The sequence below is a fragment of the Aggregatibacter sp. oral taxon 458 str. W10330 genome (genome assembly GCF_000466335.1).
In the GTDB taxonomy this organism is placed as follows: Bacteria; Pseudomonadota; Gammaproteobacteria; order Enterobacterales; family Pasteurellaceae; genus Aggregatibacter.
This window is the reverse complement of the sequence record NZ_KE952614.1, coordinates 12,321-36,639: the sequence shown is the minus strand read 5'-3', so window position 1 is coordinate 36,639 and position 24,319 is coordinate 12,321. Positions and strand designations below refer to the sequence as shown.

Genomic DNA, 24,319 nt, shown 5'->3' with positions numbered 1-24,319 from the left:
AATTTTCGCTTGTTTGAGCGTAGCGAGTTCGAAAATTTTCGTTAAAAAAATTGCAAGTGAGCGAAGAATTGCGGTGAAGCTGGGGTCGCTTTTCTTTTGGTGACTTTTCTTTGGCGAAGCAAAGAAAAGTTACTCGCCCATCGGGTGAAATCCCGATAGTTGAGCCGCGATGACTGCCTGCCCCAAACTCAATCCCCCATCTCCCATCGGAAACTGATGCGCACTCAATACCTTAAATTCAGCTAACTGTTCTTTTATCAATCGACGCAATAATTGGTTGTGCCATACGCCACCGGAAAGCATGATGGTTTTGCAATGGTGGCGTTGAGCCTGTTGGCGAGCCAACTGAGCGAAACCTTCTGCTAACGCATAGTGAAAAATAAAGGCTTTATCGGCGTTGGACGAATCGAGCGCAATCCAAGCTTGCCAGAAACGGGCAAGATCCAATTTATTTTCAGTGTTAAGTGGCATTAAGATTGGAAGCTCAATTTTATCAAATGGCAAACTGGCGAGCACGGATTGCGAGGCAAGCACTTCTAATTGGCAGGCCGCTTCGCCTTCCCAGCTCAGTTGTGGCGGTGTGATGCCCAAGCCAAATGCCACCGCATCAAATAAGCGACCGGCAGAGGAAATTCGTGGACTATTGAGATTGCGCTCAATGGCCTTAGCGAGCAGTTGCCAGTCATAGTTGGCGCAGGTTTGGGCGGCGATTTCTTGCCAGTGAGGCACGAATTGATGCAAATGCGCTAACCAGTTGCGCCAAGGTTGTTTGGCGGCAAGATCGCCCCCCGGCAACGCCACCGCAGGTAAACCGCCTAAATAATGGCAGTGTTTTTCATCGACCAACAAACATTCTCCGCCCCAAAGTTGCCCGTTTTCCCCCATACCGATGCCGTCCAACGCAAGTCCGATAACCTGTTCATGGCAATGATGTTCTGCCATCACGCTGACAATGTGGGCGTGGTGGTGGAGCACTTCTACATAAGGAATTTTGTGTTGTGCAGCCAGTCGTTTACCCACTTCATGGGTAAAATAACCGGCGTGTGAATCAATGGCGATAAGTTCCGGTTTGAATTGGTAGATTTGGCAGAAGAGATCGATATTCGCTTCTAATTGTGACCGCACTTTTTCGTTCGAGGTGTCGCCAATGTGTTGGCTGACGATGGCTTTATTTTGGCGCAACAAACAGAACGTGTTTTTTAAATCAGACCCCAATGCCAGCACATTGCGCACGCTGTGCTGATCCAACAGGGTTTCGTCCGGCACATAACCTCGCGCTCGGCGCAAAGTTTCCACGCCATCGAAAGCGGCACGCACTAAGGAATCGTCGGCGCGTTGCAAAATATCGCGGTTGTGGCAGAGAAAATAATCCGCCAAGTTACTTAAACATTTATTCATAAGCTCACTCGTTCGCTTATTCACCCCTTCGGGGCCGTTGGCATAGCCAACGTTCAAAAAACGTTGTTTTTTGTCAACCGCACTTGGGTTTTCCAATACCGGCGGTTGTCCGCTTGGGTTGGCAGAGGTCATCACTAATGGGCGATTCACTTCTCTCAATAATAAATGCTGTAACGGGTTGCTTGGCAACATCACGCCGATTTCATTGAGTTGTGGCGCAATCTGTTCCACTAATGAGGGGACTTTGTGTTTTGCCAATAGCACAATGGGCGCAGCCGTGCTGGTGAGTAAGGTGATTTCTGTTTCGGTGAGATCGTTTAAAAAAGACACATCCGGCACCATCACTGCCAAGGGTTTACTTGGGCGGTGTTTGCGGTCGCGCAGTAATTGCACCGCATCAGCCTGAGTTGCATCACAGGCAAGATGAAAACCGCCGATGCCTTTCACTGCAACGATCTTGCCTTGTTGTAAGAAAAGTGCGGTGGTTTTTATCGGTGTTTTTTCATCAATAATTGCGCCTTGCTGATTGCTTAACCAAACATGAGGTCCGCACACGGCACAGGCGTTCGGTTGCGCATGAAAACGACGGTCGGCTGGATTTTTATATTCTTCAGCGCAATCAGGGCAGAGAGGAAAATCAGCCATGGACGTGTTTTTGCGATCGTAGGGAATGGCTTTAATAATGGTAAAACGCGGACCGCAGTGGGTGCAGTTCGTAAAAGGATAATGATAGCGCCGATTGGTCGGGTCAAATAACTCCTTCAAACAGGCGGAGCAAGTTGCAGCATCTGGCACGATTTGGGTATCCATGGCGTTGTTTTCGCTTTCACGGATTTCAAAGCCGTCAAAGTGCGGTGGATTTTCCCATTGTTTTTCCTGCTGCTGAATGTCGGTAATCAGCGCAAGCGGGGGCAGTTGGGTTTGCAGATCATGCAAGAATTGTTGCAGGTGTTGCTCTGTTGGTTCACACAGGCGGATCAGTACGCCTTGCCCGTCGTTGTTGACATCGCCGCGTAATCCGTATTGATTCGCTAATAACCAGACGAAGGGACGAAATCCCACGCCTTGCACTTTGCCTTTTATGCGTAATTCAATGCCTTGCATATGTTTCCTGTTGCTATTACATCATCGCCACATGATGAAATGTGGCTATTTTAAGTGGCGCTATTTTAGCGTGCTTATTACTTTATGATGAGAGGCATTTCTAAAAAATGCCAAAACGATGATCTTCATCAAGAATCTTATGTCGTGATGCGATAATAGTGAGGGTCTAGGCAGGTTTGCGCCAGTTTCCCCTTGAGATTCTCCCAGATTCGCACTAGACTACCGCCCTCTTTTTCAAACCAGATTTTCCATTATGCGTGTTGCCGATTTTTATTTTGATTTACCTGATGAATTGATTGCCCGTTATCCTAAAACAGAGCGAACTGCCAGCCGTTTATTACAGTTAAATGGCGAAAACGGGGACATTTTCCACCGCACTTTTGCCGATGTGTTGGAGTTGATTCATCCGGGCGATTTGATGATCTTCAATAATACCCGTGTTATTCCTGCGCGTATGTTCGGGCGCAAAATCAGTGGCGGAAAAATAGAAGTCTTGGTGGAACGCGTATTAAGCGAATCCCGTTTCCTTGCCCATGTTCGCGCCTCTAAAGCGCCGAAAGAAGGGGCTGAACTGATTTTAGGTGAAGATAAATTAGGCGAAGGCAACGGTGTAAAAGCCTTGATGGTTGGTCGCCAAGGCAGTTTATTTGAAATTGAAATCGCTGAAAAACAGACCGCACTTTTTGACGTTTTACAACAAATCGGGCATATGCCTTTACCGCCTTATATTGATCGTCCTGACGAAGAAGCGGATCAAGAGCGTTATCAAACCGTTTATAACAAAGTGCCGGGGGCGGTTGCCGCACCGACAGCCGGTTTGCATTTTGATGATGAACTTTTGGCAAAACTGAAAGAAAAAGGCGTCAATTTCGCTTTTGTGACCTTGCATGTGGGCGCGGGAACATTCCAACCGGTGCGTGTTGAAAATATTGAAGATCATGTCATGCACGCGGAATACGTGGAAGTACCGCAAGAGGTTTGCGATGCCATTTTAGCCACCAAGAAAGCCGGCAAACGGGTGATTGCTGTGGGGACAACCTCCGTGCGTTCCATTGAAAGTGCTGCATTGGCGGCAGAAGAAAAACAAGGTGCGGCGTTAATTGAACCGTATTTTTCCGATACGTCTATTTTCATTTATCCGGGCAAAAAATTCCGCATAGTGGATTGTTTAATTACTAACTTCCATTTGCCGGAAAGCACGTTGATTATGTTGGTTTCAGCGTTCGCCGGATTTAGCCATACCATGAATGCGTATAAAAGTGCGGTAGAAAATCGCTATCGTTTTTTCAGTTATGGCGATGCTATGTTTATCAGCAAAAATCCGAATGTGAAGGGAATGGAATAGAAATTGACTTATTTTAAGTCAGCGCCTACAATAAAAAACAAGGAATGGTGGGAACCATTCCTTGCGGCATCAACTACTATGAGCCAGTGCTACTTTTCAATAACAGGCAAAGTAGAATAATGATGACCAACTTAATGATAAATGTAGTCATATTTTTATCCTTATGATTACAAACAAGGATCTACTAATCTAGCCCGACAGCGGCAACTGGCGGACTATCATTAGTAGAGTCCGCCTCTGTTCCTAAGAACATTGCAAAAATTATAACATGAAGCCTGTATATTTAAACAGGCTTTTTTATTGACTAAAAACCTTCGAACTGTTTATTCGTTGAGGAAATAAAATGAAGTATGAATTAGATAAAACCAGCGGCAACGCCCGTCGTGGCCGCTTGGTATTTGAACGCCCACAAGGCACCTTTACGGTTGAAACCCCGGCGTTTATGCCGGTAGGCACTTATGGCACGGTAAAAGGCATGACACCGGAAGAAGTTCGCGCGACCGGCGCAGAAATCCTCCTTGGAAACACGTTCCATTTATGGCTTCGTCCGGGGCAAGAAGTCATGCGTAAACATGGCGATTTGCACGATTTTATGCAATGGCACCGTCCTATCCTCACCGATTCCGGTGGCTTCCAAGTGTTCAGCTTGGGCAAATTGCGTAAAATTACTGAAGAAGGCGTGAAATTCCAAAATCCGATCAACGGCGAACGCATTTTCTTATCACCGGAAAAATCCATGGAAATCCAATATGATTTGGGTTCCGACATCGTGATGATTTTCGATGAATGCACCCCCTACCCTGCAACGTTTGACTACGCCAAAAAATCCATGGAAATGTCTTTACGTTGGGCACAACGAAGCCGCAACCGTTTTGATGAATTAGGCAACAAAAACGCCCTATTCGGTATTATCCAAGGCAGCACCTTTGAAGAATTACGCAAAGTGTCTTTGGAAGGTTTGGTGAACATCGGCTTTGATGGTTATGCCGTGGGCGGTTTGGCCGTGGGCGAACCGAAAGAAGATATGCACCGCATTTTAGAATACATTTGCCCGCAAATCCCCGCCGATAAACCACGTTATTTAATGGGCGTAGGTAAACCTGAAGACTTAGTGGAAGGCGTACGCCGCGGTATCGATATGTTCGACTGTGTCATGCCAACCCGTAATGCACGTAACGGTCATTTATTCGTCACCGACGGCATTGTGAAAATCCGCAACGCCAAATACAAAGACGACACCAGCCCATTAGATCCGCACTGTGATTGCTACACCTGTAAGCATTACACCAAAGCCTATTTATATCATTTGGATAAATGTGGCGAAATCCTCGGAGCACGCCTAAACACCATCCACAACTTGAGTTATTACCAACGTTTAATGGCGGAAATCCGCCAAGCCATTGAAGACGATCGCTTCGATGATTTCGTGGTGGAATTTTATGCGAGAATCGGCAAGCCTGTTCCGCCGTTACAACTTGCAGAAACAGAAAAATAATCAGCTAAAAATCATCCGTAAAAAGTGCGGTGAAAAATTGACGTGTTTTTTCCACCGCACTTTCATCTCTCACAGGAGGCCCTATGCAAATCCTTGAACCTCAAAAATTCGCCAGTTGGAATGAACCCATTGAAATGTTGTATGCCTGCCATGGCAAAGTGAAACGTTTTTGTCGGCAATTAACGATTTTGCCTGATTATTTGGCAAAAAACGGTTGCAATCAAGCGGTGAAAAATGACGTTCAGCAGATTCTCAATTATTTCAATCAGTCAGCCCCGTTGCACCATGATGATGAGGAAAAAGATTTTTTCCCACTGTTGGTGAAATATGTGCCGGAAGCGCAAAAAGACATTGATGAATTAGAAAGACAGCACGTCACGCTACATGACAGCTGGACGAAGTTATCTGAACAGTTGCAAGCCTTGTTAAAGGATGAGCGCGAGAATATCGATGTGGAATTGATCAATCATTTTGTGTCAGGTTACGATAAACATATCGCGTTGGAAGAGCCGTTATTTGAGCTTGGTAAACAACATTTGTCGGAATCGGAATTACGCGAAATCGGCGACATCATGAGTGCTCGTCGTCGCGTACAAAGCTAAATATCATTGATTTAAATTATGGAATATCAACTTGATACGCGTGAGTATCGTTGTCCTCTGCCGTTATTGATGACGAAAAATGCCGTTAACACATTAGCTCCAAATGATGTATTGACGGTGTGGCTTGCTACGGAAAGTGACATCGAAGATTTTCGTTTATTTTGCGAAGCACAGCAGTTGTTTATTGATTTTGAGGATCAGGCGCAACGCATATTGAAAATTAAGAAGAAATGTGAATAACTGATTAAAAGGCCGCAAAAGTGCGGCCATTTTTTTACTTAATTTTAAACAAGGGAAAGAAAAAAGCCCTTTCAAAGGGGGGAAGTAAGGGCTTAATAAGTTTGGAGTCATTTTGTTAGGACGTGTTTATACTACAACACGTAATTAACAAGATCAACAAATGATTAACAAAATATTAACTTTTCTTTTCATGTGGGTTGCGCGTGTTGGTATCAACTAAATTTCGCATGAGCAACGCATAGTCTAAATGGATGTCTTGCGGCACCTCTAAGAAGACAAAGTGCCCGTCACCCAAGGCAGCATCCACTTCGGCATTTTTACGGTTGAGCATTTTGTTGATTTTAAACACGATGTTGCCTTGTGGCGTCATCATTTCCACTTCATCGCCAAGCAAGAATTTATTTTTCACTGCCACTTCTGCCATGCCCTGCTCATTACGTTTGCCGGTGAATTCGCCGACAAATTGTTGACGGTCAGAAATGGAATAGCCGTAGTCGTAATTTTGGTATTCATCGTGGGTGTGGCGGCGTAGGAAACCTTCGGTATAACCACGGTGGGCAAGGGATTCTAAAGTATCCATCAAGCTTTCATCAAACGGTTTGCCGGCGGCCGCATCGTCAATGGCTTTGCGATATACCTGAGCGGTACGAGCACAATAGTAGAAGGATTTGGTACGACCTTCGATCTTTAAGGAATGTACCCCAAGTGCGGTGAGTTTTTCCACATGTTGTACTGCGCGTAAATCTTTCGAGTTCATAAAGTAAGTGCCGTGTTCATCTTCAAAGGCGGTCATTTGCTCATCAGGATTTTGCGCTTCGGTATAAAGGAACACTTTATCGGTGACTGCGCCTTCGCCCAAGGTTGGCGCGACATTTTTCACTTCAATTTGTTGGCTTGGGTCAAATTTCGGCACGATATTGCCCACCTCATCCACTTTGCCTTCTTCCATTTTGTATTCCCAGCGGCAGGCATTCGTGCAGGTGCCTTGGTTTGGATCGCGTTTGTTGATATAGCCGGAAAGGAGGCAGCGGCCGGAATACGCCATGCAAAGTGCGCCGTGTACGAAAATTTCGAGTTCAATATCCGGTACTTGTTGACGGATTTCGGCGATTTCATCAAGAGACAGTTCGCGAGATAAAATCACGCGGGTCAACCCCATTTGTTTCCAGAATTTCACCGTTGCCCAGTTCACCGCATTGGCTTGCACGGAAAGGTGAATATCGATGTCAGGGAAGTGTTCGCGTACCAGCATAATCAAGCCGGGATCGGACATGATCAGCGCATCCGGCCCCATGTCGATAACCGGTTGTAAGTCTTTAATAAAGGTTTTGAGCTTGGAATTGTGCGGCGCAATGTTCACCACCACATAGAATTTTTTGCCGAGCGCATGGGCTTCATCAATGCCGATTTTTAAATTGGCGTGATTAAATTCATTATTGCGTACGCGCAAGCTGTAACGCGGTTGACCGGCATACACGGCGTCTGCGCCATAAGCAAAGGCATAACGCATATTTTTTAAGGAGCCGGCAGGGGAAAGTAATTCAGGTTTAAATGGGGTTGTCATAAATGTCTCTTCTTATCTGATTTCAAGTCAGGAATTTGCACAAGGCAAATCGTAGGAACGGGTATTGTAGGCAGATTTTGAGGTTTGTAAAGCATAAGTGCGGTGGAAAAATTTACCGTTTATACGCAACAAACCCATGTTTTTTAAATGACGCGATTTTCTTACTGAAATTTCCTGCCGGCTACGCTAAAATCATCCACTTTCTCGTTAATCGCAATCAGTCAGCCATGGAAAAAAAACTCACAAAAGCATTCGATGCCATCGATATCAAAATCCTAAATGAATTACAGCGCAACGGAAAAATCTCCAATATTGATTTGTCCAAAAAGGTGGGATTATCACCAACACCTTGCTTAGAGCGTGTAAAACGTTTAGAAAAACAAGGTGTCATTATGGGTTACCGTGCGCTGCTGAATCCGGAATTATTGGACTCGCCTTTACTGGTGATCGTTGAAATTACCTTAGTTCGCGGCAAGCCGGATGTGTTTGAAGAGTTTAATTTAGCCGTTCAACAACTGGAAGAAATTCAAGAATGCCACTTAGTTTCCGGAGATTTTGATTATTTGTTAAAAACACGCGTGGCAGATATGGCGGCTTACCGCAAATTGCTGGGAACAACGTTGCTGCGCTTGCCGGGCGTGAACGATACCCGTACTTATGTAGTCATGGAAGAAGTCAAACAGACGAATTTTTTACAATTAAAACAAAAGTAAAACCCTCACTTATGATAAAAAAACACACATTAGCGCATTTTTCTTTGAAAACCTACTTAGGCAATTTACTGCTCGGATTGACCGCACTTTTCGGGCTTTATTTAATTATTGCTTGGTCAGGCTATACCCCATTAGATAACTCATGGGCAACCTCCAGTTTTTCATCAGAAACCATCAACAAAGCCGGCGCACTGGGTGCATGGTTTGTGGATTTATTTTTCGTTTTTTTCGGCTATATCGGCAATCTTATTCCGTTTAGCTTATGTTTTATTCCTCTGTATTTACTTCGCACCCAACGCCTCAATCACCTAACCGGAACGAAAGTGGCATTGCGCTCTTTCGGTTTTATTTTACTCTTATGTGGCTTAACCGTGATTTGCACGTTATCGCTCAGCAATACCGCCAGTTACCTTGCCGGTGGCGTGTTGGGTGGAAGCTTAACGTTAAACTTATATCCAAGTTTGGGTAAATTCGGCTTGCTTTGCCTTGCGGTGGTATTTGCCGTGATAGGGTTTATCTTCTGTTCAGGGGCGTCTTTTATTCGCCTGATCGTGCGTTTTTATCAGTGGCTTACCATGCAAAATTCACCGGAAACGCCCCCGACTATGCACGAACACGTGATGCCACAAACCGAGGTTACCGCGGAAATGCCGGCCGCCGCGTCTTCTTCAGAACCCCCGCAGACGCCGCTCGCCAAAGAAAATCAAACAACGTCTCAACCGTCGTCTTCCTTAACAACGACACCGATTACTATTCATGGATTACAAACGGTTGACCAATCTGCGGATAACAACACGACGCCACTCACAACAGCGCCGCCACAAACAGAAACCAAAACCTTTACTGTCACGGATTTTGAGCCAACCGAACCGTTGCCTCATGTAAGTATCGCGCAACAACAAAACAACGTACCACCTCAGGCAACACCGGTTTCTACGCGCTCAATGACCGAGACAAATCGTCAACCAGAGACACAAAGTGCGGTCGATTTTGCATCAGATTTTTACACGCCCAATTTTAGCGAAGATGATGTGATTCCGTCAGTTTCGTTAGTTTATCCTAGAGAAGACTCACCTTCACATGGAGAACAGGCGCCTGACAATCCATTAGCTCGCCAACTTATTGCGCAAGAACAACAGCACATACAAACCATGGGTACGCAAGAGGTCTCTCCGCAAATGGTGCAAGAACCTGAATTACCGACCACGACGCCGGAAAACGTAGCCTATAAACCTTATGGCAATTCATTGGTGCATCCTGCCTTCCAACAACACAGTAGTCGTTTGGAAAAACCCACTACCCCATTACCTAGCTTGGATTTATTAGAACATCATCATTCACAAGCACAAAATATTACCCAAGAAGAAATTGTGGAAACCTCACAACGCATTGAGCAGCAATTACGTAATTTTAACGTTAAGGCTAAAGTAAAGGATGTGTTAATCGGCCCGGTGGTAACACGTTATGAACTGGAGTTAGATCCCGGAGTGAAAGCCTCCAAAGTGACCGGTTTGGATACGGATTTGGCGCGCGCATTGATGTTTCGTTCCATTCGTGTGGCTGAAGTGATTCCCGGCAAACCGTATATCGGCATTGAAACGCCAAATGATCACCGCCAAATGGTGCCATTGCGAGATGTCTTAGACAGCGATGAATTCCGCCATTCTAAAGCCTTGCTTTCGATGGCGTTAGGGAAAGACATTAGCGGCAAACCGGTCGTTGTGGATTTAGCCAAAATGCCACATTTACTCGTGGCAGGGACAACCGGTTCCGGGAAGTCTGTCGGGGTTAACACCATGATTTTAAGCTTGCTGTACCGTGTAAAACCGGAAGAGGTGAAATTCATCATGATCGACCCGAAAGTGGTGGAGCTTTCTATTTACAACGACATTCCACACCTATTGACCCCGGTAGTCACGGATATGAAAAAAGCCGCGAATGCTTTACGCTGGTGCGTAGATGAAATGGAACGCCGTTATCAATTATTGTCGGCTTTGCGCGTGCGCAATATCGAAGGATTCAATGAAAAAATCGATGAATATAATGCCTTAAATATGCCGATCCCGAATCCGTTATGGCGTCCGGGGGATTCCATGGATTCACTCGCACCGCCGTTAGAAAAACTCAGTTATATCGTCGTGATTGTGGATGAATTTGCTGATTTAATGATGGTTGCCGGTAAGCAAGTGGAAGAGCTTATCGCCCGGTTAGCCCAAAAAGCACGCGCCATCGGTATTCACCTCATTCTAGCCACTCAACGCCCGTCCGTTGATGTGATTACCGGCTTAATCAAAGCGAACGTGCCAAGCCGTATTGCATTTACTGTGGCAACGAAAATCGACTCTCGCACGATTTTAGATGCCGTTGGTGCTGAATCCTTGTTAGGCAAAGGCGATATGCTCTATTCTCCGCAAGGTTCAACCGAATTAATCCGAATTCACGGTGCCTTCATGAGTGATGATGAGGTCGTGCGTGTCGTGGATGATTGGAAAGCCCGCGGCAAACCCAATTACATTGATGGTATTTTAGATGGTAACGATGAAAATGAAAGCGACAGTGAGCGTAATATCGATCGTTCCGGTGAAATTGATGAGCTCTTTGACGAAGTAGTAGATTTTGTTGTCAGCACCGGTACGACCTCAATTTCCGCCATTCAGCGCCGTTTCCGTGTAGGTTTCAACCGTGCCGCCAATATTATGGATCAGCTGGAAGAACAAGGCATTGTTTCCGCCGCTCAAAATGGAAAACGTGAGGTTTTAGCGCGTAGTTCGGAATATTAACGACACTTAACATATTAAACCACCCAAAAAGTGCGGCGTGGAATCCGTCGTGCATCAAGATGCACGCTACCATGTCTTACTATATTAAATCCCCAAAAGTGCGGTGGATTTCAACAACGTTTAAAACGTCAGAAAAATCCACCGCACTTTATTTTATCTCCCTTGTAGCGTGCAACTTGTTGCACGAAATGAGGAATCATTATTTTATCTTCCTCGTAGCGTGCAACTTGTTGCACGAAATCAGGAATCGTTGATGTGAAGAATGACGTTCGGAGTTACATTGGGTCAATCCACGAACGGCAGGGTATTCGATAAATCCGTGGACGACATCGTGTGCGGTGTGGAATCCGTCGTGCATCAAGATGCACAATACAAAAAATTGCCGATCAGTATATTTTACCGATCGGCATTGTTTTAGAGAGAGCTTAACACATCACTTACGTGTAGGTTTTTGTGAAGATATTGTTCCTAATTCTTCTTGGATGCCTAAGATATCACCGAAAGCTTCTAATAACTCCTTTTCATCCCTTACATAATAGTAATAATCATCAACACATCGTTTCCACGCATGATAGTGCTCCACATCCTCCTCTTCTGGCTTATATGCAAAAGCAATAAACGCAAGTTTTGTTGGATATTTTTCATATTTTGGATTTTGTAATGTATCCAGTTTTGCTTTAATTTCTTTACAAAAACCTTTTTTTTCGAAATCAATAAAGGCACCCCAATAAGGCATATTATCTAAACCATCAGATAAGATAATCATCGTTCTTTTGACATTTTTACCAACATTATCTAATTTCTTTTGATAATCAGGATCCGGTTTTGACATGATATTAGCTCCTACCAACATTCCTGCTGAAGCATTAGTTTGGCTATTTGGAGATATATCTGAAAAGGATTTTACTATCTCTGTATTATTTTCTGAAAACCACGCTTGACTAGTTTCTTGGTTAGGCTTAAGAAAACACGCCGAAGTAGGCTTATCTAATACAATCGGATATTTTCTTCGCTGGCCATCAAATCCTTTAATTTGTGAAATTGTCTTATCAAGATCTATGTAATCTTTAAGTAAGCCTCTGTAGTTACCACCTCGAATCATACTTTTTTTAATAGCTTCTTCTCTAGTATCTTTAGCCTGGCAAGATTCCCCCCTGTATTGCCCCTTTGACTCACCCCATTCATAATATATATCTTTGCAATTATATAGGTAAGAGGACGGTAGATTAAAACTTTTAAGAAAGTCTTTCTTAAGATCTTCAATTTTGCCAAAATACTTTTCAAACTCAATATTAAACTCTACTTGCTCTGAAGCTTTATCATTCATAGGATATATTGGAAGAGTACAATAATTGTTTTCCCCCCACTGACGAATTCCTGTGTTAAATGTGGTAAAGCCAACCCGATTATAAGGACTCATATCATTTTTTTTCCCACCGGACAATAATGTTGCAGTGAGTTTTTTTACCGCACTTCTTAATACGTCAATTTTTTTAGCATTTTGGGTTTTTAATTCTTCCCACATTGAACCGGAAAAGTCTGCAACTAACATTACTTCCATCGGTATACTGCCCCCTTGCTTTATCGCATAAGAACGTCCGGAATTCACTTGTAGACGACCATCTTCGCTTTCGGGGCTTTTTACCCATTCATTAATTACATTAAAACCATTTTTACGACGAACATCACCCTGCACGGTGCAAATAACACCCCCTTCACTTTTCCCAGATTGACTAAGTGGTTCACAAAAAGCAGTGAAATCTTTTGTAATAGTAATCGGTGCACTTGCGTCCTCGTCATAAGAGCGCAAATAGAGTTTTACTGTATTCTGCACTAATTCTTGATTACGTTTTGCGATTTTCGTACTAAGTTGTTTATCTTCCGACAATTTTTTTTCTTCTTCAGTTAAACTTTGGCGAGTTACATCCGTATGATCTGGTTTTGCTCGAAAGTTATTGTTTTCTGCGGTTAACAACAGGGCCGCTTGATCTGTCGCTTGTGATAAGCGAGTTTTGTCAAGCAAAATGCCTGTAGTTTCCACAGTGAATGCCACTAGTACAATCAAAGGGAATAACAATAACGCTGTCATCACACCATATACCCCTTGTTGATCGAGGTAAAATGCTTTTAATTTTTGTGATAAACGTGAAAGAAAGCTTTCTGTTACGCTCATAACATGAACTCCAAAGTTAATTTAAATACTGAATTAGCACACTTATTCATTGAAACTTTTCTCATTAAAGATCAGAATCCATACAGACTTGTGCAGATTCTACACTATTTGGAAGTCAGAGGGGAAGATTTACACAAATTTTACATTGTTTTTTGCTTTGTTTTATCGGCAGCCATTAGCTCCGTTTACGTGCCAGTAGCCACCATGTAATCGCTAAGAATAACATACTCGGCATCAGCGCACCGATTAATGGGGTCGTATTGTAAACCAAGCTGAATTTGCCGAACAGTTCGTTCACCACATAAAACAAGAAGCCAAAACAAATCCCAATGAGAATCCGTGCGCCGGCAGTGACGCTACGCAACGGACCAAAAATAAAGGAGAGTGCTAACATCATCATCACGCCCACAGAAATGGGTTGAAACAACTTGCGCCAATAGGTGAGCTCAAAGTTTTTTGAATCCTGCCCCGTTTCTTTTAAGAAGGTGATGTAATTAGATAATCCCGAAATGGACAATGATGTTGGTCTTAAAGATGCCACGCCCAGTTTGTCTGGGGTTAAATTGGTTTGCCATTCTTCATTTAAGCGGTTGACCGTGTTGACTCCCTCTGGTTGAATGATAGATTCATTGACTTGTTGTAACATCCACTTGCCGTCATTAAATGTGGCCTGATTAGCGTGCTTGAGTTTTTCCAAGCGGCGTTGTTCATTAAAGGTGTAAATATAAATATCGTGTAATTCTATGTCATCGGAGATGCTGCGAACATACACGAAATTGTTGCCATCTTTCGCCCAAATGCCGTTTTTTACCGATAACATCGACCCGCCGGAAATGGCTTTGGAACGCATATCACGGGCAAATTGTTCGGTTTGCGGAATGCCCCATTCGCCAATCATCATGGTCAATAAAACTAACGGAATGGTGGTTTTCATCACGGCAAGACCAATTCGCATACGGGAAAAACCGGAAGATTGCATGACGACCAGTTCACTCCGGCTGGCAAGGTTGCCTAACGCGATTAATGCGCCCAATAAGGCAGCCATGGGGAAAAACGTTTCCACATCTTTTGGCATGGTCAATACGGTGTAGGCAATCGCTTGCCAAATATCGTAAGTGCCTTTGCCGACGCTACGAAATTGCTCCACAAATTTAATGATCGCAGACAAGCCTACCAACATGAATAACGTGGCAAAAATCGTGCCTAAAATGCTTTTACCGATATAGCGTTCTAATGTATTCATCATGTTTATCCTTGTTTTGCCGTCTTGCCAAAGGAATAACGAATGCGATACATAAACGCACTATGCCAACTATTCAAGAAAATCGCAAAAGCGAAAAAGGCGATATTCACTAACGGCATGAACAACGAGGCATCTAATTTGCCTGCGCTGCCGGCAGACTTCAGCGAGCTTTGTAATAGGAAGTAAATCAAATATAGCAACAACGCCGGCAACACTTTGGCAAAGCGGCCTTGACGTGGATTCACACGGCTTAACGGTACCGCCAACAATGCCATAATCGGCACTGCGAGAATCAAGGTTAAACGCCAATGCAACTCGGTTTTCATCGCCGGCGTATTGGCATTCCATAATTGCATAATGTCCATTTCACCGGCTTCATCGGCATCCTCTGCCACGGTTTTATGGCCTAAATAAGCTTGATATTCGTCAAAATGCGTAATGCGAAAATCAGGCAAAATTGCCGTGCCTTCAAAACGATCACTATTTTGCAAATTTAAGATCTGATCGCCGTTTGGCAAGGCTTTTAATTCGCCTTTTTCCGCCACAATCACGGAAGGCTTGCTCTGCCCTTTCGGCTGGGTTTGGAAGACATAAACGTTATTGATTTGGTTATCTTGAATGTTATCAATAAACAACACGAAATCGCTGCTATTTGCCGTCATAAATTGACCGGCAGACAATGCCCCCATATTCGGATTGGCTTTCGCTTCTTCCACAATTTCCGTTTGCTTGTGAATCGCCCACGGTGTCAACCATAAGGCATTGTAAGCTGCCACCGCGGCAGTAAATAAAGACAGGATCAAGACCACTTTAATCAAAATGCCTTGACCAATACCGCAAGCGCGCATGACGGTAATTTCACTTTCGGCATAGAGCCGCCCAAGGGTCAACAAAATCGCAATGAATAAACAAAGTGGCAACATTAATTGCGCCATGGTTGGCATCCCTAACCCGAGCAAGGAAAACACCAAATCGGCTGGCACTTGTCCATTTGCTGCAGAACCCAACACACGCACCAACTGTTGACAGAAAAAAATCAGCAGCAAAATGAACAAAATCGCTATTTGGCTTTTAAAAACTTCTTTCGTTAAATATCTGGTTAAAATCACGTTATTGCCTATTTTTTCTCTTGCTATTTCAGCAAAAGAGATTAAATTCGTTGCATTTGACACGGGCAAATTAAGTGCAAGCCCGAAATAATAAGTGGCGTATAATACCTTAAATTTGACATCGAAAACAGAAAAATAAGCGAGGAAAACATGAACTACAGCGCGCAACAAGTCGCCATAAACGCATCTGCCGATTGCCTGATTGTCGGCGTTTTTGAAGAGAAAACCCTATCACCAAGTGCGGTTAAAATTAACGACATTTCACAAAATTACCTCAGCCGACTTGTCGAAAGCGGCGAAGTTAGCGGTAAATTAGGCGAAACGACATTATTACGCCATCTTCCCAACATTGCCGCCGAACGTGTGTTACTGGTGGGTTGTGGCAAAGCAGGTGAACTAAATGAACGCCAATATAAACAGCTTATCCAAAAAACCGTCCAAGCCCTAAAAACCACCCAAGCCAAAAGTGCGGTCAATTTTTTAACTGAAATTTCCCTGAATCAACGTGATATTTATTGGAACATCCGCTTTGCTATTGAAACCATCGAACAGGATTTATATCAATTCACTCAATTCAAAAGTCAAAAAACAGCAGAAAAATCTACCGCACTTTGTGAATTGATTTTTAACGTTAATACCGATGAGCTGGCACTCGCCGAACAAGCGATCCAACACGGTTGCGCGATTAGCTTGGGCGTGCGCCTTGCTAAAGATGTGGCAAATTGCCCGCCGAATGTGTGCAACCCGGCTTATTTGGCAGACAAAGCGCTAAACTTAGCCAAAACCTCACCGTTGATTAACACCACTATTGTCAACGAAGCAGAAATGGAAAAATTGGGCATGGGCGCTTATCTTGCGGTATCACGCGGTGCGCACAACGAAGCGAAATTAGCCATTATGGAATACCGTAATGCGCCAAACCCGAATGCGAAACCGATTGTGTTAGTGGGCAAAGGCTTAACCTTCGATGCAGGCGGCATTTCTCTCAAACCGGCTGCCGACATGGACGAAATGAAATACGACATGTGTGGCGCGGCCTCCGTTTATGGCGTAATGAATGCCTTAGCACAACTACAACTGCCGTTAAACGTCATCGGCGTGATGGCAGGCTGTGAAAATCTCCCAGACGGCAACGCTTATCGCCCAGGCGATATTCTCACCACCATGAACGGCTTAACCGTGGAAGTGTTAAACACCGATGCAGAAGGTCGCTTGGTGTTGTGTGATACGCTCACTTACGTAGAACGTTTCGATCCTGAGCTGGTCATCGACATTGCCACCTTAACAGGCGCTTGCGTAGTCGCATTAGGGCAACACAACAGTGGTTTGGTTTCCACCCATGACGACATCGCAGCCGCGCTTGAACAAGCCGCACAACAAAGTGCCGACAAAGCATGGCGTTTACCGTTAAGCGAAGAATATCAAGAACAGCTGAAATCCAACTTTGCCGACTTAGCCAATATTGGCGGACGTTGGGGCGGCGCCATCACAGCAGGGGCTTTCCTCGCCAATTTCACCAAGAAATACCCATGGGCGCACCTCGACATTGCCGGGACCGCATGGCTACAAGGCGCAAACAAAGGGGCTACCGGCAGACCGGTGTCGTTCTTGGTGCAGTTCTTATTAAATCAAGTGAAATAAAAATACGGCCCAAAACGACCGCACTTAGAATGCCTGAGGATGACTTATGACAATCGACGACATAGATTTTAACGCGCTTTATAAGCAACATCTCATCGCCTGCAATCATTATCATTTGCCGCCGGACAAATGGGATAAAAAAGCGCCCAAAATGGCTGAAAATTTGGTGGGTAAGCCTAGCCGCTATAACGCGCAGTTAATGGCGGCAATGCAAATGCAGCCGGATGAAACCCTCTTGGATATCGGCTGCGGCCCGGGTACATTTGCCGTACCGTTGGCGCAACATTGTCGTCAAGTTTACGCCTTGGATTACAGCACGGGCATGTTGGCGGCACTGGCTGAGTTCAAACACGCCCTACAACTGGATAATTTACACTTACTCCATAAATCTTGGGCGGATAACTGGGATGATGTGCCGGCGGCAGATGTGGTACTCGCCTCCCGCTCTACCTTGGTCGATGACTTAGATGATATGATTGCGAAGATCTGCGCCAAAGCCAAAAAACGGGTGTATCTCACTTCGGTGACGCAACGCCATTTTTTAGATGAAGGCGTGTTTTCTGCGATTGGGCGTGATGATGTGGGTTTCCCCACCTATATTTACCTGCTCAATCGGCTTTATCAAAAAGGCATTCAAGCGAATCTGAATTTCATTGAAACGGAATCCGGTCGCTTTATGGGCGAAACCTACGAAGACTTACTGGCTTCCGTAGAGTTTTCCCTTGGTGCGTTAAATGAACAAGAAAAACAACGCCTCGCGGAGTTTTATCGTCAAAAACAACAGCACAATGAACCGATTAAACACGGGCAACCCAAATGGGCGTTAATTTGGTGGGATGTGGCTTAAATGTGGCAAAAATCCCCCCGCTTTCATCACGCATTTTATTCATCATAGACGGAGTAACAGACAATGGATTTCGGTTTAACAGAAACAATGATTAAAAAAATCGGTTGGCATTTGCGCCATTTTCCCCAAGTTAAAACGGCGATTTTGTTTGGCTCGCGCGGAAAAGGGAATTTTCGTGAAGACTCGGATATTGATTTAGCCTTAAAAGGCGATGGCATTACCGATGACATGTTGCACGACATTCAGCAAACCCTGTCGCAAACCACCATTCCGTATAAATTCGATGTAGTCATTTATGACAAGATTACCGATCCGGTTTTACTGGAACATATTCAACGAGTGGGTAAGATTTTCTATGAAAAGAAAAATTGCGCCATTCAACATCGCCGCTATCAACTTTTCCGTTATTCCATTCCGGTGGATTCTCAACTGATTTTGCGTAATCGCTTTTTGAAAAAACGTGAAGGCCTTTTGGTGAAAGTATGCTGTGGGCAAAATGAAGGCTGGGGAGAAATTGCGCCGTTGCCGGAGTTTAGCCATGAAACGCTAGACGAAGCACAAGCGCAAGCGATCGAATGGCTGGAAAAATGGGATCAATCCCGCAGTTGTAATGTAAAACTGGATTTAACAGCGGATTTGTATCCTTCCGTGGCATTTGGTTTAAGCTGTGCGTTATTTGAAATGAAAGGTCGCTTGGACGATGAAGGCAATTATCAAACGGCGCCTTTATGTTATGGTGATCCGGATGAGCTTTATGAACCGCTGGATCAAATGCAGGGTGAAAAAGTGGCGAAAGTAAAAGTGGGCATGTATGAAGCCAATCGTGATGGCCTCATTGCCGATATGCTGTTAGAGGCTATTCCGGATTTGCAATTACGGCTAGATGCTAACCGTAGCTGGACACCGGCTAAAGCGCAAATGTTTGCTAAATATGTAAAACCTGAGCATCGTGCGCGTATTCAATTTATTGAAGAACCTTGCAAAACCCGTGAGGAAAGTCGTCAATTTGCGGCAGAAAACGGCATTAATATTGCCTGGGATGAAAGCGTACGTGAACCGGATTTTCGCGTGGAAAAAGAACCGCACTTGGCCGCGATTGTGATTAAACCGACCTTGGTGGGATCTATCGAGCGTTGTGCTGAGTTGATTGCACAGGCACACGCGTTAGGCATTAAAGCGGTTATCAGTTCCAGCATTGAAAGCAGCTTCGGTTTAACCCAACTGGCGCGTATGGCAAAACAATATACGCCAAATGTTACGCCGGGGTTAGACACCTTGGATTTGATGGATTATCAAATCATCAGAACTTGGCCGGGATCAACGTTACCTGTCGTTGGTTTGGATTCGGAATTTATTACCGAAGTGATTTTAGATTAAAAGTGCGGTCGTTTTTTCGGTTATTTTTTACCGTGATGTTTTTACAGATTAGACCAGCCGAAAGCAAAAAATCATTATAATGCGCGCAATAAAAAGGAATGTAATATGTCATCAAAATACAACATTTTGCTGTTAAATGGCCCGAATTTGAATATGTTGGGCGTACGTGAGCCAACCCATTACGGGCATTTATCATTAACAGCAATTGAGCAGCATTTGCAACAACAGGCGACAAAACAGCAAGTGGCATTGGATTGTTTTCAAGCCAATAGCGAAGGAAAATTGATTGAGAAAATTCACCAAAGTTTTCAAAAAGTGGATTTTATCATCATCAATCCTGCTGCCTATACCCACACCAGCGTGGCGTTGCGTGATGCGTTACTTGCCGTTGGCATTCCTTTCGTTGAAGTGCATTTATCCAATATTCACAAACGCGAACCGTTTCGTCATCATTCCTATTTTAGTGATGTGGCGGAAAGTGTGATTTGTGGCTGCGGTGCGCAAGGGTATGATTTTGCGTTGCAGTTTGCAGTAAATTATCTTTCAAAAAAGTAAAATTTGACGAAATTTAACGAAAATCACAGAATTTTATCGCCAAAATGATGATTTTGCGGTAATCTCTCGACCGAAAATTTATCTTAATCCACACCGCGCTTTTTTTTCTAAAAAGTGCGGTTTAAATTTAATATGTTTTAGGGAAAACTATGGACATTCGTAAAATTAAAAAACTGATTGAATTAGTAGAAGAATCCGGCATTACGGAACTTGAAGTTTCAGAAGAAGAGGGCTCTGTACGCATTAGTCGTGCTACAGTTGCTGCACCGGCAAATGTTCAATATTCCATTCCGGCAGCGGCACCAACTCCGGTTGCGGCACCTGCTGCACCTGCCGTAGCACCAGCAGCGCCTGTTGCCGCACCTGAGGAAATTGCCGGTCATAAGATCCGCTCTCCGATGGTCGGTACATTCTATCGTAGCCCAAGCCCAGAAGCGAAAGCCTTTGTTGAAGTGGGTCAAACCGTAAAAGTGGGTGATGCACTTTGCATTGTTGAAGCAATGAAAATGATGAACCGTATTGAAGCGGATAAAGCCGGTGTAGTAAAAGCTATTCTGGTAAATGATGGTGAGCCTGTCGAATTTGATGAGCCGTTGATTATTATTGAATAATTAACATAGCAGACCATAATTTAAACAAGAATGGATTTATTATGTTAGAAAAAGTTGTTATCGCAAATCGCGGCGAAATTGCTCTGCGAATTTTGCGCGCCTGTAAAGAATTGGGCATTAAAACCGTTGCAGTGCATTCCACTGCCGACCGTGAGTTGAAACACGTTCTGCTTGCGGATGAGACTGTGTGTATCGGCCCTGCCCAATCTGCAAAAAGCTATTTAAATATTCCGGCGATCATTGCGGCAGCAGAAGTGACCGGCGCTGACGCAATTCACCCGGGGTATGGTTTTCTTTCTGAAAATGCGGATTTTGCCGAGCAAGTTGAAAGCTCAGGTTTTATCTTCATCGGCCCAACCGCTGACGTGATTCGTTTAATGGGCGATAAAGTGTCCGCCATTAACGCGATGAAAAAAGCGGGCGTACCTTGCGTACCGGGTTCTGATGGCCCATTAACTTCTGACATCGCAAAAAATAAAGAAATTGCGAAACGTATCGGCTATCCGATTATTATCAAAGCTTCCGGTGGCGGCGGTGGTCGTGGTATGCGTGTCGTCCGTAGCGAAGACGCCCTGGAAGAGTCCATTGCCATGACGAAAGCGGAAGCCAAAGCAGCCTTCAACAACGACATGGTTTACATGGAAAAATATTTGGAAAACCCACGCCATGTGGAAATTCAAGTATTGGCCGACACTCATGGCAATGCAGTTTATCTTGCTGAACGTGATTGTTCTATGCAACGTCGCCACCAAAAAGTAGTGGAAGAGGCACCGGCACCGGGCATTAGCGAAGAAGTCCGTCGCGATATTGGTTCCCGTTGTGCGAAGGCTTGTGTGGAAATTGGCTATCGTGGTGCGGGTACGTTTGAATTCTTATATGAAAACGGTGAGTTCTATTTCATTGAAATGAATACCCGTATTCAAGTGGAACATCCTGTCACAGAAATGATTACCGGTGTGGACTTGGTGAAAGAGCAATTACGTATTGCTTCCGGCTTGCCGATTTCTTTCAAACAGGAAGACATCAAAGTGAAAGGCCATGCCATTGAATGTCGTATTAATGCAGAAGATCCAAAAACCTTCTTGCCTTCACCGGGCAAAGTTGATCATTTGCATTCTCCGGGCGGTTTAGGTGTGCGTTGGGATTCTCACATTTACGCAGGTTATACGGTTCCTCCGCATTATGATTCTATGATTGCGAAATTGATTACTTACGGCGATACCCGTGAAGTGGCGATCCGTCGTATGCAAAATGCGTTATCAGAAACCATCATTGACGGCATTAAAACCAATATTCCACTGCATGAACTGATTCTTGAAGATAAAAATTTCCAAAAAGGCGGCACCAACATCCACTATTTGGAGAAAAAATTAGGCATGCACGAATAATAACCTCCTCTGTAAGGCATTCGCTTATTTGAAGTGCGGTAAAAATTTAACTCGTTTTTACCGCCTTTTTATTGTATCAATCCACAATCACTCGGCGAACGCCAAATCATCTACAAAAAAAGCTTAAGTTCTCACACTTAAGCTTTTTTCTTTTTTATATAACGAATTAACGCGTAGAACGAATTAACGCGTAGAAAGTTGGAAAATCATGGATTCCGCTTGGCAGCAAAATTCAAAGGTGGCTTTCAATTTAACGCCATTTTCCACCGCACTTATTTCGCTGCGAATAGTACAAGGCTCACTTTCTGCTGCGCGTGCTTTTTCAGTCAAATAGGCTAATGCTTCTTTTGCCTGCTCTTCCGTGGCATACACCTGTTCAAAATCAATCGTGCAATCAGAACCATCAATGACGGTGCCGACATCAACACAGCAACATACTTTCGCTTCTTCAGCTTGGCATTTTAATGAACTCATATTCTCTCCTTTATAAAATCAGTTGATATTTTCAACTAGTTTAGCAATTATTAAAATACAACACAAAATTTAACCGCACTTTTCCTGTCTGACTGGTCTGAACACTTTATAAAAATCGAAAAGAACATTGCTCCCTCTCCCTGCCTTTCTTAGAATGACCAACTTTTAAAATAACAACCAAAAACTTTGACCAAACGCCACCTTCGGGCAGGCACAAAAAGGGAATAAAATGACAACAAGCAAATTGACAAAAACACTCCTCTCTACACTTCTTCTTGGTGCCGCAACCGGCGCATCCGCTGCCGCATTCCAATTAGCAGAAGTTTCCACCTCCGGTTTAGGTCGTGCTTATGCCGGTGAAGCGGCGATGGCAGATAATGCCTCTGTAGTCGCCACCAACCCGGCGTTAATGAACCTCTTCAAACAAAATGCCTTTTCTGCCGGCGGTGTTTACGTGGATTCTCGTATTCACATGAGAGGTCCGGTGCGTGCCAACGTACTCGGTGTTGAGGTCGCACAAGGTTCAGCCAACCACAAAAGCGTTGTGCCAGGTTCATTTATTCCGAATATGTATTTTGTTTCACCGGTTAACGATAAATTCGCCATCGGCGCCGGCATGAACGTGAACTTCGGCTTAAAAAGTGAATACGAAGATGGCTATGACGCCGGGCTTTTCGGCGGAAAAACTGATTTAACAGCCATTAACTTAAATCTCAGTGGTGCTTATCGCATGACTGAAAACTGGAGCGCCGGTTTAGGTTTAAACGCAATTTACGCTAAAGCCAAAGTGGAACGCACCGCCGGTATTTTAGACACCGCAATTGATAACGTACGCACCAGCCCGGCATTACAACGACAACTTGCTGCAAGAGCCGCGGCTGCAGGTTTGCCACCAACAGGTTTAATGGCTCGTCTTGGCGGATTAGGCGCACAAATTAATAAAGACACCTTGCTCACGCATTTACAAGACAAATCCGCTTGGGCATTCGGTTGGAACGCCGGTTTACTCTATCAATTCGATGAAAAAAATCGCATTGGTCTCGCTTATCACGCCAAAGTAGATATTGATTTTAAAGATAACAATGCCATCAGCTACGCACCACGTGGCACTTCTGCTTATGTCGGCGAAGGCGGACTAACGTTACACTTGCCAAGCTATTGGGAACTGTCCGGCTTCCACCAACTGACCAATAAATTAGCGTTGCACTATAGTTACAAATACACGCAATGGCATCGCCTAAAAGATCTCCATGCGACCTATAACAACGGTCAAGTGGCGTTCCACAAAGAAGAAGGCTATCGTAATAACTCACGTTTTGCGTTGGGGACAACCTATGATTTAACCGAGCAGTTAACCCTACGCGCAGGGGTGGCTTATGATAAGAGTGCAGCCGGAGAACATCATTCAGCCTCCATTCCGGATACCGACCGCACTTGGTATAGCGTAGGTGCAACCTATAAATTCACACCGAATTTTGACGTAGATTTCGGTTATGCTTATTTGCATGGGAAAAAACTTAACTTTAAAGAAAAACAAAGCTTAGCCAATGGCTTAGTTGTGGTGGAAGCGGATTATCACTCAAAAGCCTCTGCCAACCTTTACGGTTTAAACCTCAATTACCGTTTCTAATCGGCATAAAAATTCCGCATAATATCAGCG

Annotated in this window: 19 protein-coding genes and 1 pseudogene; 14 read left to right on the top strand and 6 right to left on the bottom strand. The window is 44.3% G+C overall.

Annotated features, from left to right (window positions below; all coding sequences use genetic code 11):
- Positions 1–129 precede the first annotated feature (129 nt).
- The gene (locus HMPREF9065_RS02755) at positions 130–2,502 is read right to left on the bottom strand and encodes a carbamoyltransferase HypF (RefSeq protein WP_021616538.1); all 2,373 of its coding nucleotides are present in this window, start codon (positions 2,500–2,502) and stop codon (positions 130–132) included.
- Between the two features lie 253 nt (positions 2,503–2,755).
- Here HMPREF9065_RS02755 and queA point away from each other — a divergent pair, with 253 nt between their 5' ends.
- From queA to HMPREF9065_RS02775, 4 genes are all read left to right on the top strand, one after another.
- Complete coding sequence (queA, locus tag HMPREF9065_RS02760) at positions 2,756–3,847, top strand: tRNA preQ1(34) S-adenosylmethionine ribosyltransferase-isomerase QueA (RefSeq protein ID WP_021616537.1); 1,092 nt, start codon at positions 2,756–2,758, stop codon at positions 3,845–3,847.
- 343 nt (positions 3,848–4,190) lie between these two features.
- Positions 4,191–5,342 (top strand): tRNA guanosine(34) transglycosylase Tgt, encoded by a 1,152-nt coding sequence (tgt, locus tag HMPREF9065_RS02765; protein ID WP_021616536.1) that lies wholly within the window; start codon positions 4,191–4,193, stop codon positions 5,340–5,342.
- Between the two features lie 83 nt (positions 5,343–5,425).
- Positions 5,426–5,944, top strand: coding sequence for a hemerythrin domain-containing protein (locus HMPREF9065_RS02770; RefSeq protein ID WP_021616535.1), 519 nt, complete (start codon positions 5,426–5,428; stop codon positions 5,942–5,944).
- A gap of 18 nt (positions 5,945–5,962) precedes the next feature.
- Positions 5,963–6,184 carry a sulfurtransferase TusA family protein gene (locus tag HMPREF9065_RS02775; RefSeq protein ID WP_021616534.1) on the top strand — a complete coding sequence of 74 codons (222 nt, stop codon included), beginning with the start codon at positions 5,963–5,965 and terminating at the stop codon, positions 6,182–6,184.
- A 175-nt stretch (positions 6,185–6,359) separates the two neighbouring features.
- On the opposite strand, the gene yegQ is transcribed toward HMPREF9065_RS02775, so the two are convergent.
- Entirely contained in the window at positions 6,360–7,748 is a 1,389-nt protein-coding gene (gene yegQ, locus HMPREF9065_RS02780; protein WP_021616533.1) for a prephenate-dependent tRNA uridine(34) hydroxylase TrhP, read from the bottom strand.
- 227 nt (positions 7,749–7,975) lie between these two features.
- Between yegQ and lrp the strand changes: the two genes are divergently transcribed.
- Together lrp and HMPREF9065_RS02785 are read left to right on the top strand one after the other, a co-directional pair.
- The gene (lrp, locus tag HMPREF9065_RS0109525) at positions 7,976–8,461 is read left to right on the top strand and encodes a leucine-responsive transcriptional regulator Lrp (protein ID WP_033002642.1); all 486 of its coding nucleotides are present in this window, start codon (positions 7,976–7,978) and stop codon (positions 8,459–8,461) included.
- An 11-nt stretch (positions 8,462–8,472) separates the two neighbouring features.
- Complete coding sequence (locus tag HMPREF9065_RS02785; protein ID WP_021616531.1) at positions 8,473–11,241, top strand: DNA translocase FtsK; 2,769 nt, start codon at positions 8,473–8,475, stop codon at positions 11,239–11,241.
- Positions 11,242–11,674: 433 nt separating this feature from the next.
- On the opposite strand, the gene HMPREF9065_RS02790 is transcribed toward HMPREF9065_RS02785, so the two are convergent.
- From HMPREF9065_RS02790 to lptF, 3 genes are all read right to left on the bottom strand, one after another.
- A complete protein-coding gene (locus tag HMPREF9065_RS02790) occupies positions 11,675–13,414 on the bottom strand; it encodes a TadE/TadG family type IV pilus assembly protein (protein WP_021616528.1) in 1,740 nt (579 codons plus the stop codon).
- Positions 13,415–13,589: 175 nt separating this feature from the next.
- Positions 13,590–14,657 (bottom strand): LPS export ABC transporter permease LptG, encoded by a 1,068-nt coding sequence (gene lptG / locus HMPREF9065_RS02795; protein ID WP_198009770.1) that lies wholly within the window; start codon positions 14,655–14,657, stop codon positions 13,590–13,592.
- A gap of 5 nt (positions 14,658–14,662) precedes the next feature.
- Complete coding sequence (gene lptF / locus HMPREF9065_RS02800; RefSeq protein ID WP_033002641.1) at positions 14,663–15,766, bottom strand: LPS export ABC transporter permease LptF; 1,104 nt, start codon at positions 15,764–15,766, stop codon at positions 14,663–14,665.
- A 150-nt stretch (positions 15,767–15,916) separates the two neighbouring features.
- On the opposite strand from lptF, the gene HMPREF9065_RS02805 reads away from it, so the two are divergent.
- From HMPREF9065_RS02805 to accC, 7 genes and pseudogenes are all read left to right on the top strand, one after another.
- Complete coding sequence (locus HMPREF9065_RS02805; RefSeq protein ID WP_021616525.1) at positions 15,917–17,407, top strand: leucyl aminopeptidase; 1,491 nt, start codon at positions 15,917–15,919, stop codon at positions 17,405–17,407.
- A gap of 46 nt (positions 17,408–17,453) precedes the next feature.
- Positions 17,454–18,254 carry a class I SAM-dependent methyltransferase gene (locus HMPREF9065_RS02810; RefSeq protein WP_021616524.1) on the top strand — a complete coding sequence of 267 codons (801 nt, stop codon included), beginning with the start codon at positions 17,454–17,456 and terminating at the stop codon, positions 18,252–18,254.
- Positions 18,255–18,317: 63 nt separating this feature from the next.
- Positions 18,318–18,608 (top strand): annotated as a pseudogene (locus HMPREF9065_RS10360) (nucleotidyltransferase domain-containing protein); the annotation flags it as partial.
- A gap of 21 nt (positions 18,609–18,629) precedes the next feature.
- Positions 18,630–19,631 carry an o-succinylbenzoate synthase gene (gene menC, locus HMPREF9065_RS0109520; RefSeq protein WP_033002656.1) on the top strand — a complete coding sequence of 334 codons (1,002 nt, stop codon included), beginning with the start codon at positions 18,630–18,632 and terminating at the stop codon, positions 19,629–19,631.
- Positions 19,632–19,736: 105 nt separating this feature from the next.
- A complete protein-coding gene (gene aroQ / locus HMPREF9065_RS02815; RefSeq protein WP_021616522.1) occupies positions 19,737–20,186 on the top strand; it encodes a type II 3-dehydroquinate dehydratase in 450 nt (149 codons plus the stop codon).
- A 149-nt stretch (positions 20,187–20,335) separates the two neighbouring features.
- Positions 20,336–20,797, top strand: coding sequence for an acetyl-CoA carboxylase biotin carboxyl carrier protein (gene accB, locus HMPREF9065_RS02820; RefSeq protein WP_021616521.1), 462 nt, complete (start codon positions 20,336–20,338; stop codon positions 20,795–20,797).
- 41 nt (positions 20,798–20,838) lie between these two features.
- The gene (gene accC / locus HMPREF9065_RS02825; RefSeq protein ID WP_021616520.1) at positions 20,839–22,185 is read left to right on the top strand and encodes an acetyl-CoA carboxylase biotin carboxylase subunit; all 1,347 of its coding nucleotides are present in this window, start codon (positions 20,839–20,841) and stop codon (positions 22,183–22,185) included.
- Between the two features lie 183 nt (positions 22,186–22,368).
- Here the strand turns inward: accC and HMPREF9065_RS02830 are convergent, their stop codons facing one another.
- Positions 22,369–22,659: a YfcZ/YiiS family protein gene (locus HMPREF9065_RS02830; protein WP_021616519.1), complete on the bottom strand. Its 291-nt coding sequence runs from the start codon at positions 22,657–22,659 to the stop codon at positions 22,369–22,371.
- 229 nt (positions 22,660–22,888) lie between these two features.
- On the opposite strand from HMPREF9065_RS02830, the gene HMPREF9065_RS02835 reads away from it, so the two are divergent.
- Positions 22,889–24,289 carry an outer membrane protein transport protein gene (locus HMPREF9065_RS02835; protein ID WP_021616518.1) on the top strand — a complete coding sequence of 467 codons (1,401 nt, stop codon included), beginning with the start codon at positions 22,889–22,891 and terminating at the stop codon, positions 24,287–24,289.
- The last annotated feature ends 30 nt before the right edge of the window (positions 24,290–24,319 follow it).

Excerpts from the sequence above, each read along its gene's own strand:
- HMPREF9065_RS02770 (WP_021616535.1), top strand. The coding sequence starts at position 5,426 with ATGCAAATCCTTGAACCTCAAAAATTCGCCAGTTGGAATGAACCCATT.
- HMPREF9065_RS02775 (WP_021616534.1), top strand. The coding sequence starts at position 5,963 with ATGGAATATCAACTTGATACGCGTGAGTATCGTTGTCCTCTGCCGTTA.
- HMPREF9065_RS02785 (WP_021616531.1), top strand. The coding sequence starts at position 8,473 with ATGATAAAAAAACACACATTAGCGCATTTTTCTTTGAAAACCTACTTA.
- lrp (WP_033002642.1), top strand. The coding sequence starts at position 7,976 with ATGGAAAAAAAACTCACAAAAGCATTCGATGCCATCGATATCAAAATC.
- HMPREF9065_RS02830 (WP_021616519.1), bottom strand. The coding sequence starts at position 22,659 with ATGAGTTCATTAAAATGCCAAGCTGAAGAAGCGAAAGTATGTTGCTGT.
- accB (WP_021616521.1), top strand. The coding sequence starts at position 20,336 with ATGGACATTCGTAAAATTAAAAAACTGATTGAATTAGTAGAAGAATCC.
- HMPREF9065_RS02810 (WP_021616524.1), top strand. The coding sequence starts at position 17,454 with ATGACAATCGACGACATAGATTTTAACGCGCTTTATAAGCAACATCTC.
- HMPREF9065_RS02805 (WP_021616525.1), top strand. The coding sequence starts at position 15,917 with ATGAACTACAGCGCGCAACAAGTCGCCATAAACGCATCTGCCGATTGC.
- HMPREF9065_RS02755 (WP_021616538.1), bottom strand. The coding sequence starts at position 2,502 with ATGCAAGGCATTGAATTACGCATAAAAGGCAAAGTGCAAGGCGTGGGA.
- queA (WP_021616537.1), top strand. The coding sequence starts at position 2,756 with ATGCGTGTTGCCGATTTTTATTTTGATTTACCTGATGAATTGATTGCC.
- HMPREF9065_RS02790 (WP_021616528.1), bottom strand. The coding sequence starts at position 13,414 with ATGAGCGTAACAGAAAGCTTTCTTTCACGTTTATCACAAAAATTAAAA.
- aroQ (WP_021616522.1), top strand. The coding sequence starts at position 19,737 with ATGTCATCAAAATACAACATTTTGCTGTTAAATGGCCCGAATTTGAAT.
- tgt (WP_021616536.1), top strand. The coding sequence starts at position 4,191 with ATGAAGTATGAATTAGATAAAACCAGCGGCAACGCCCGTCGTGGCCGC.
- accC (WP_021616520.1), top strand. The coding sequence starts at position 20,839 with ATGTTAGAAAAAGTTGTTATCGCAAATCGCGGCGAAATTGCTCTGCGA.
- HMPREF9065_RS02835 (WP_021616518.1), top strand. The coding sequence starts at position 22,889 with ATGACAACAAGCAAATTGACAAAAACACTCCTCTCTACACTTCTTCTT.
- lptG (WP_198009770.1), bottom strand. The coding sequence starts at position 14,657 with ATGAATACATTAGAACGCTATATCGGTAAAAGCATTTTAGGCACGATT.
- yegQ (WP_021616533.1), bottom strand. The coding sequence starts at position 7,748 with ATGACAACCCCATTTAAACCTGAATTACTTTCCCCTGCCGGCTCCTTA.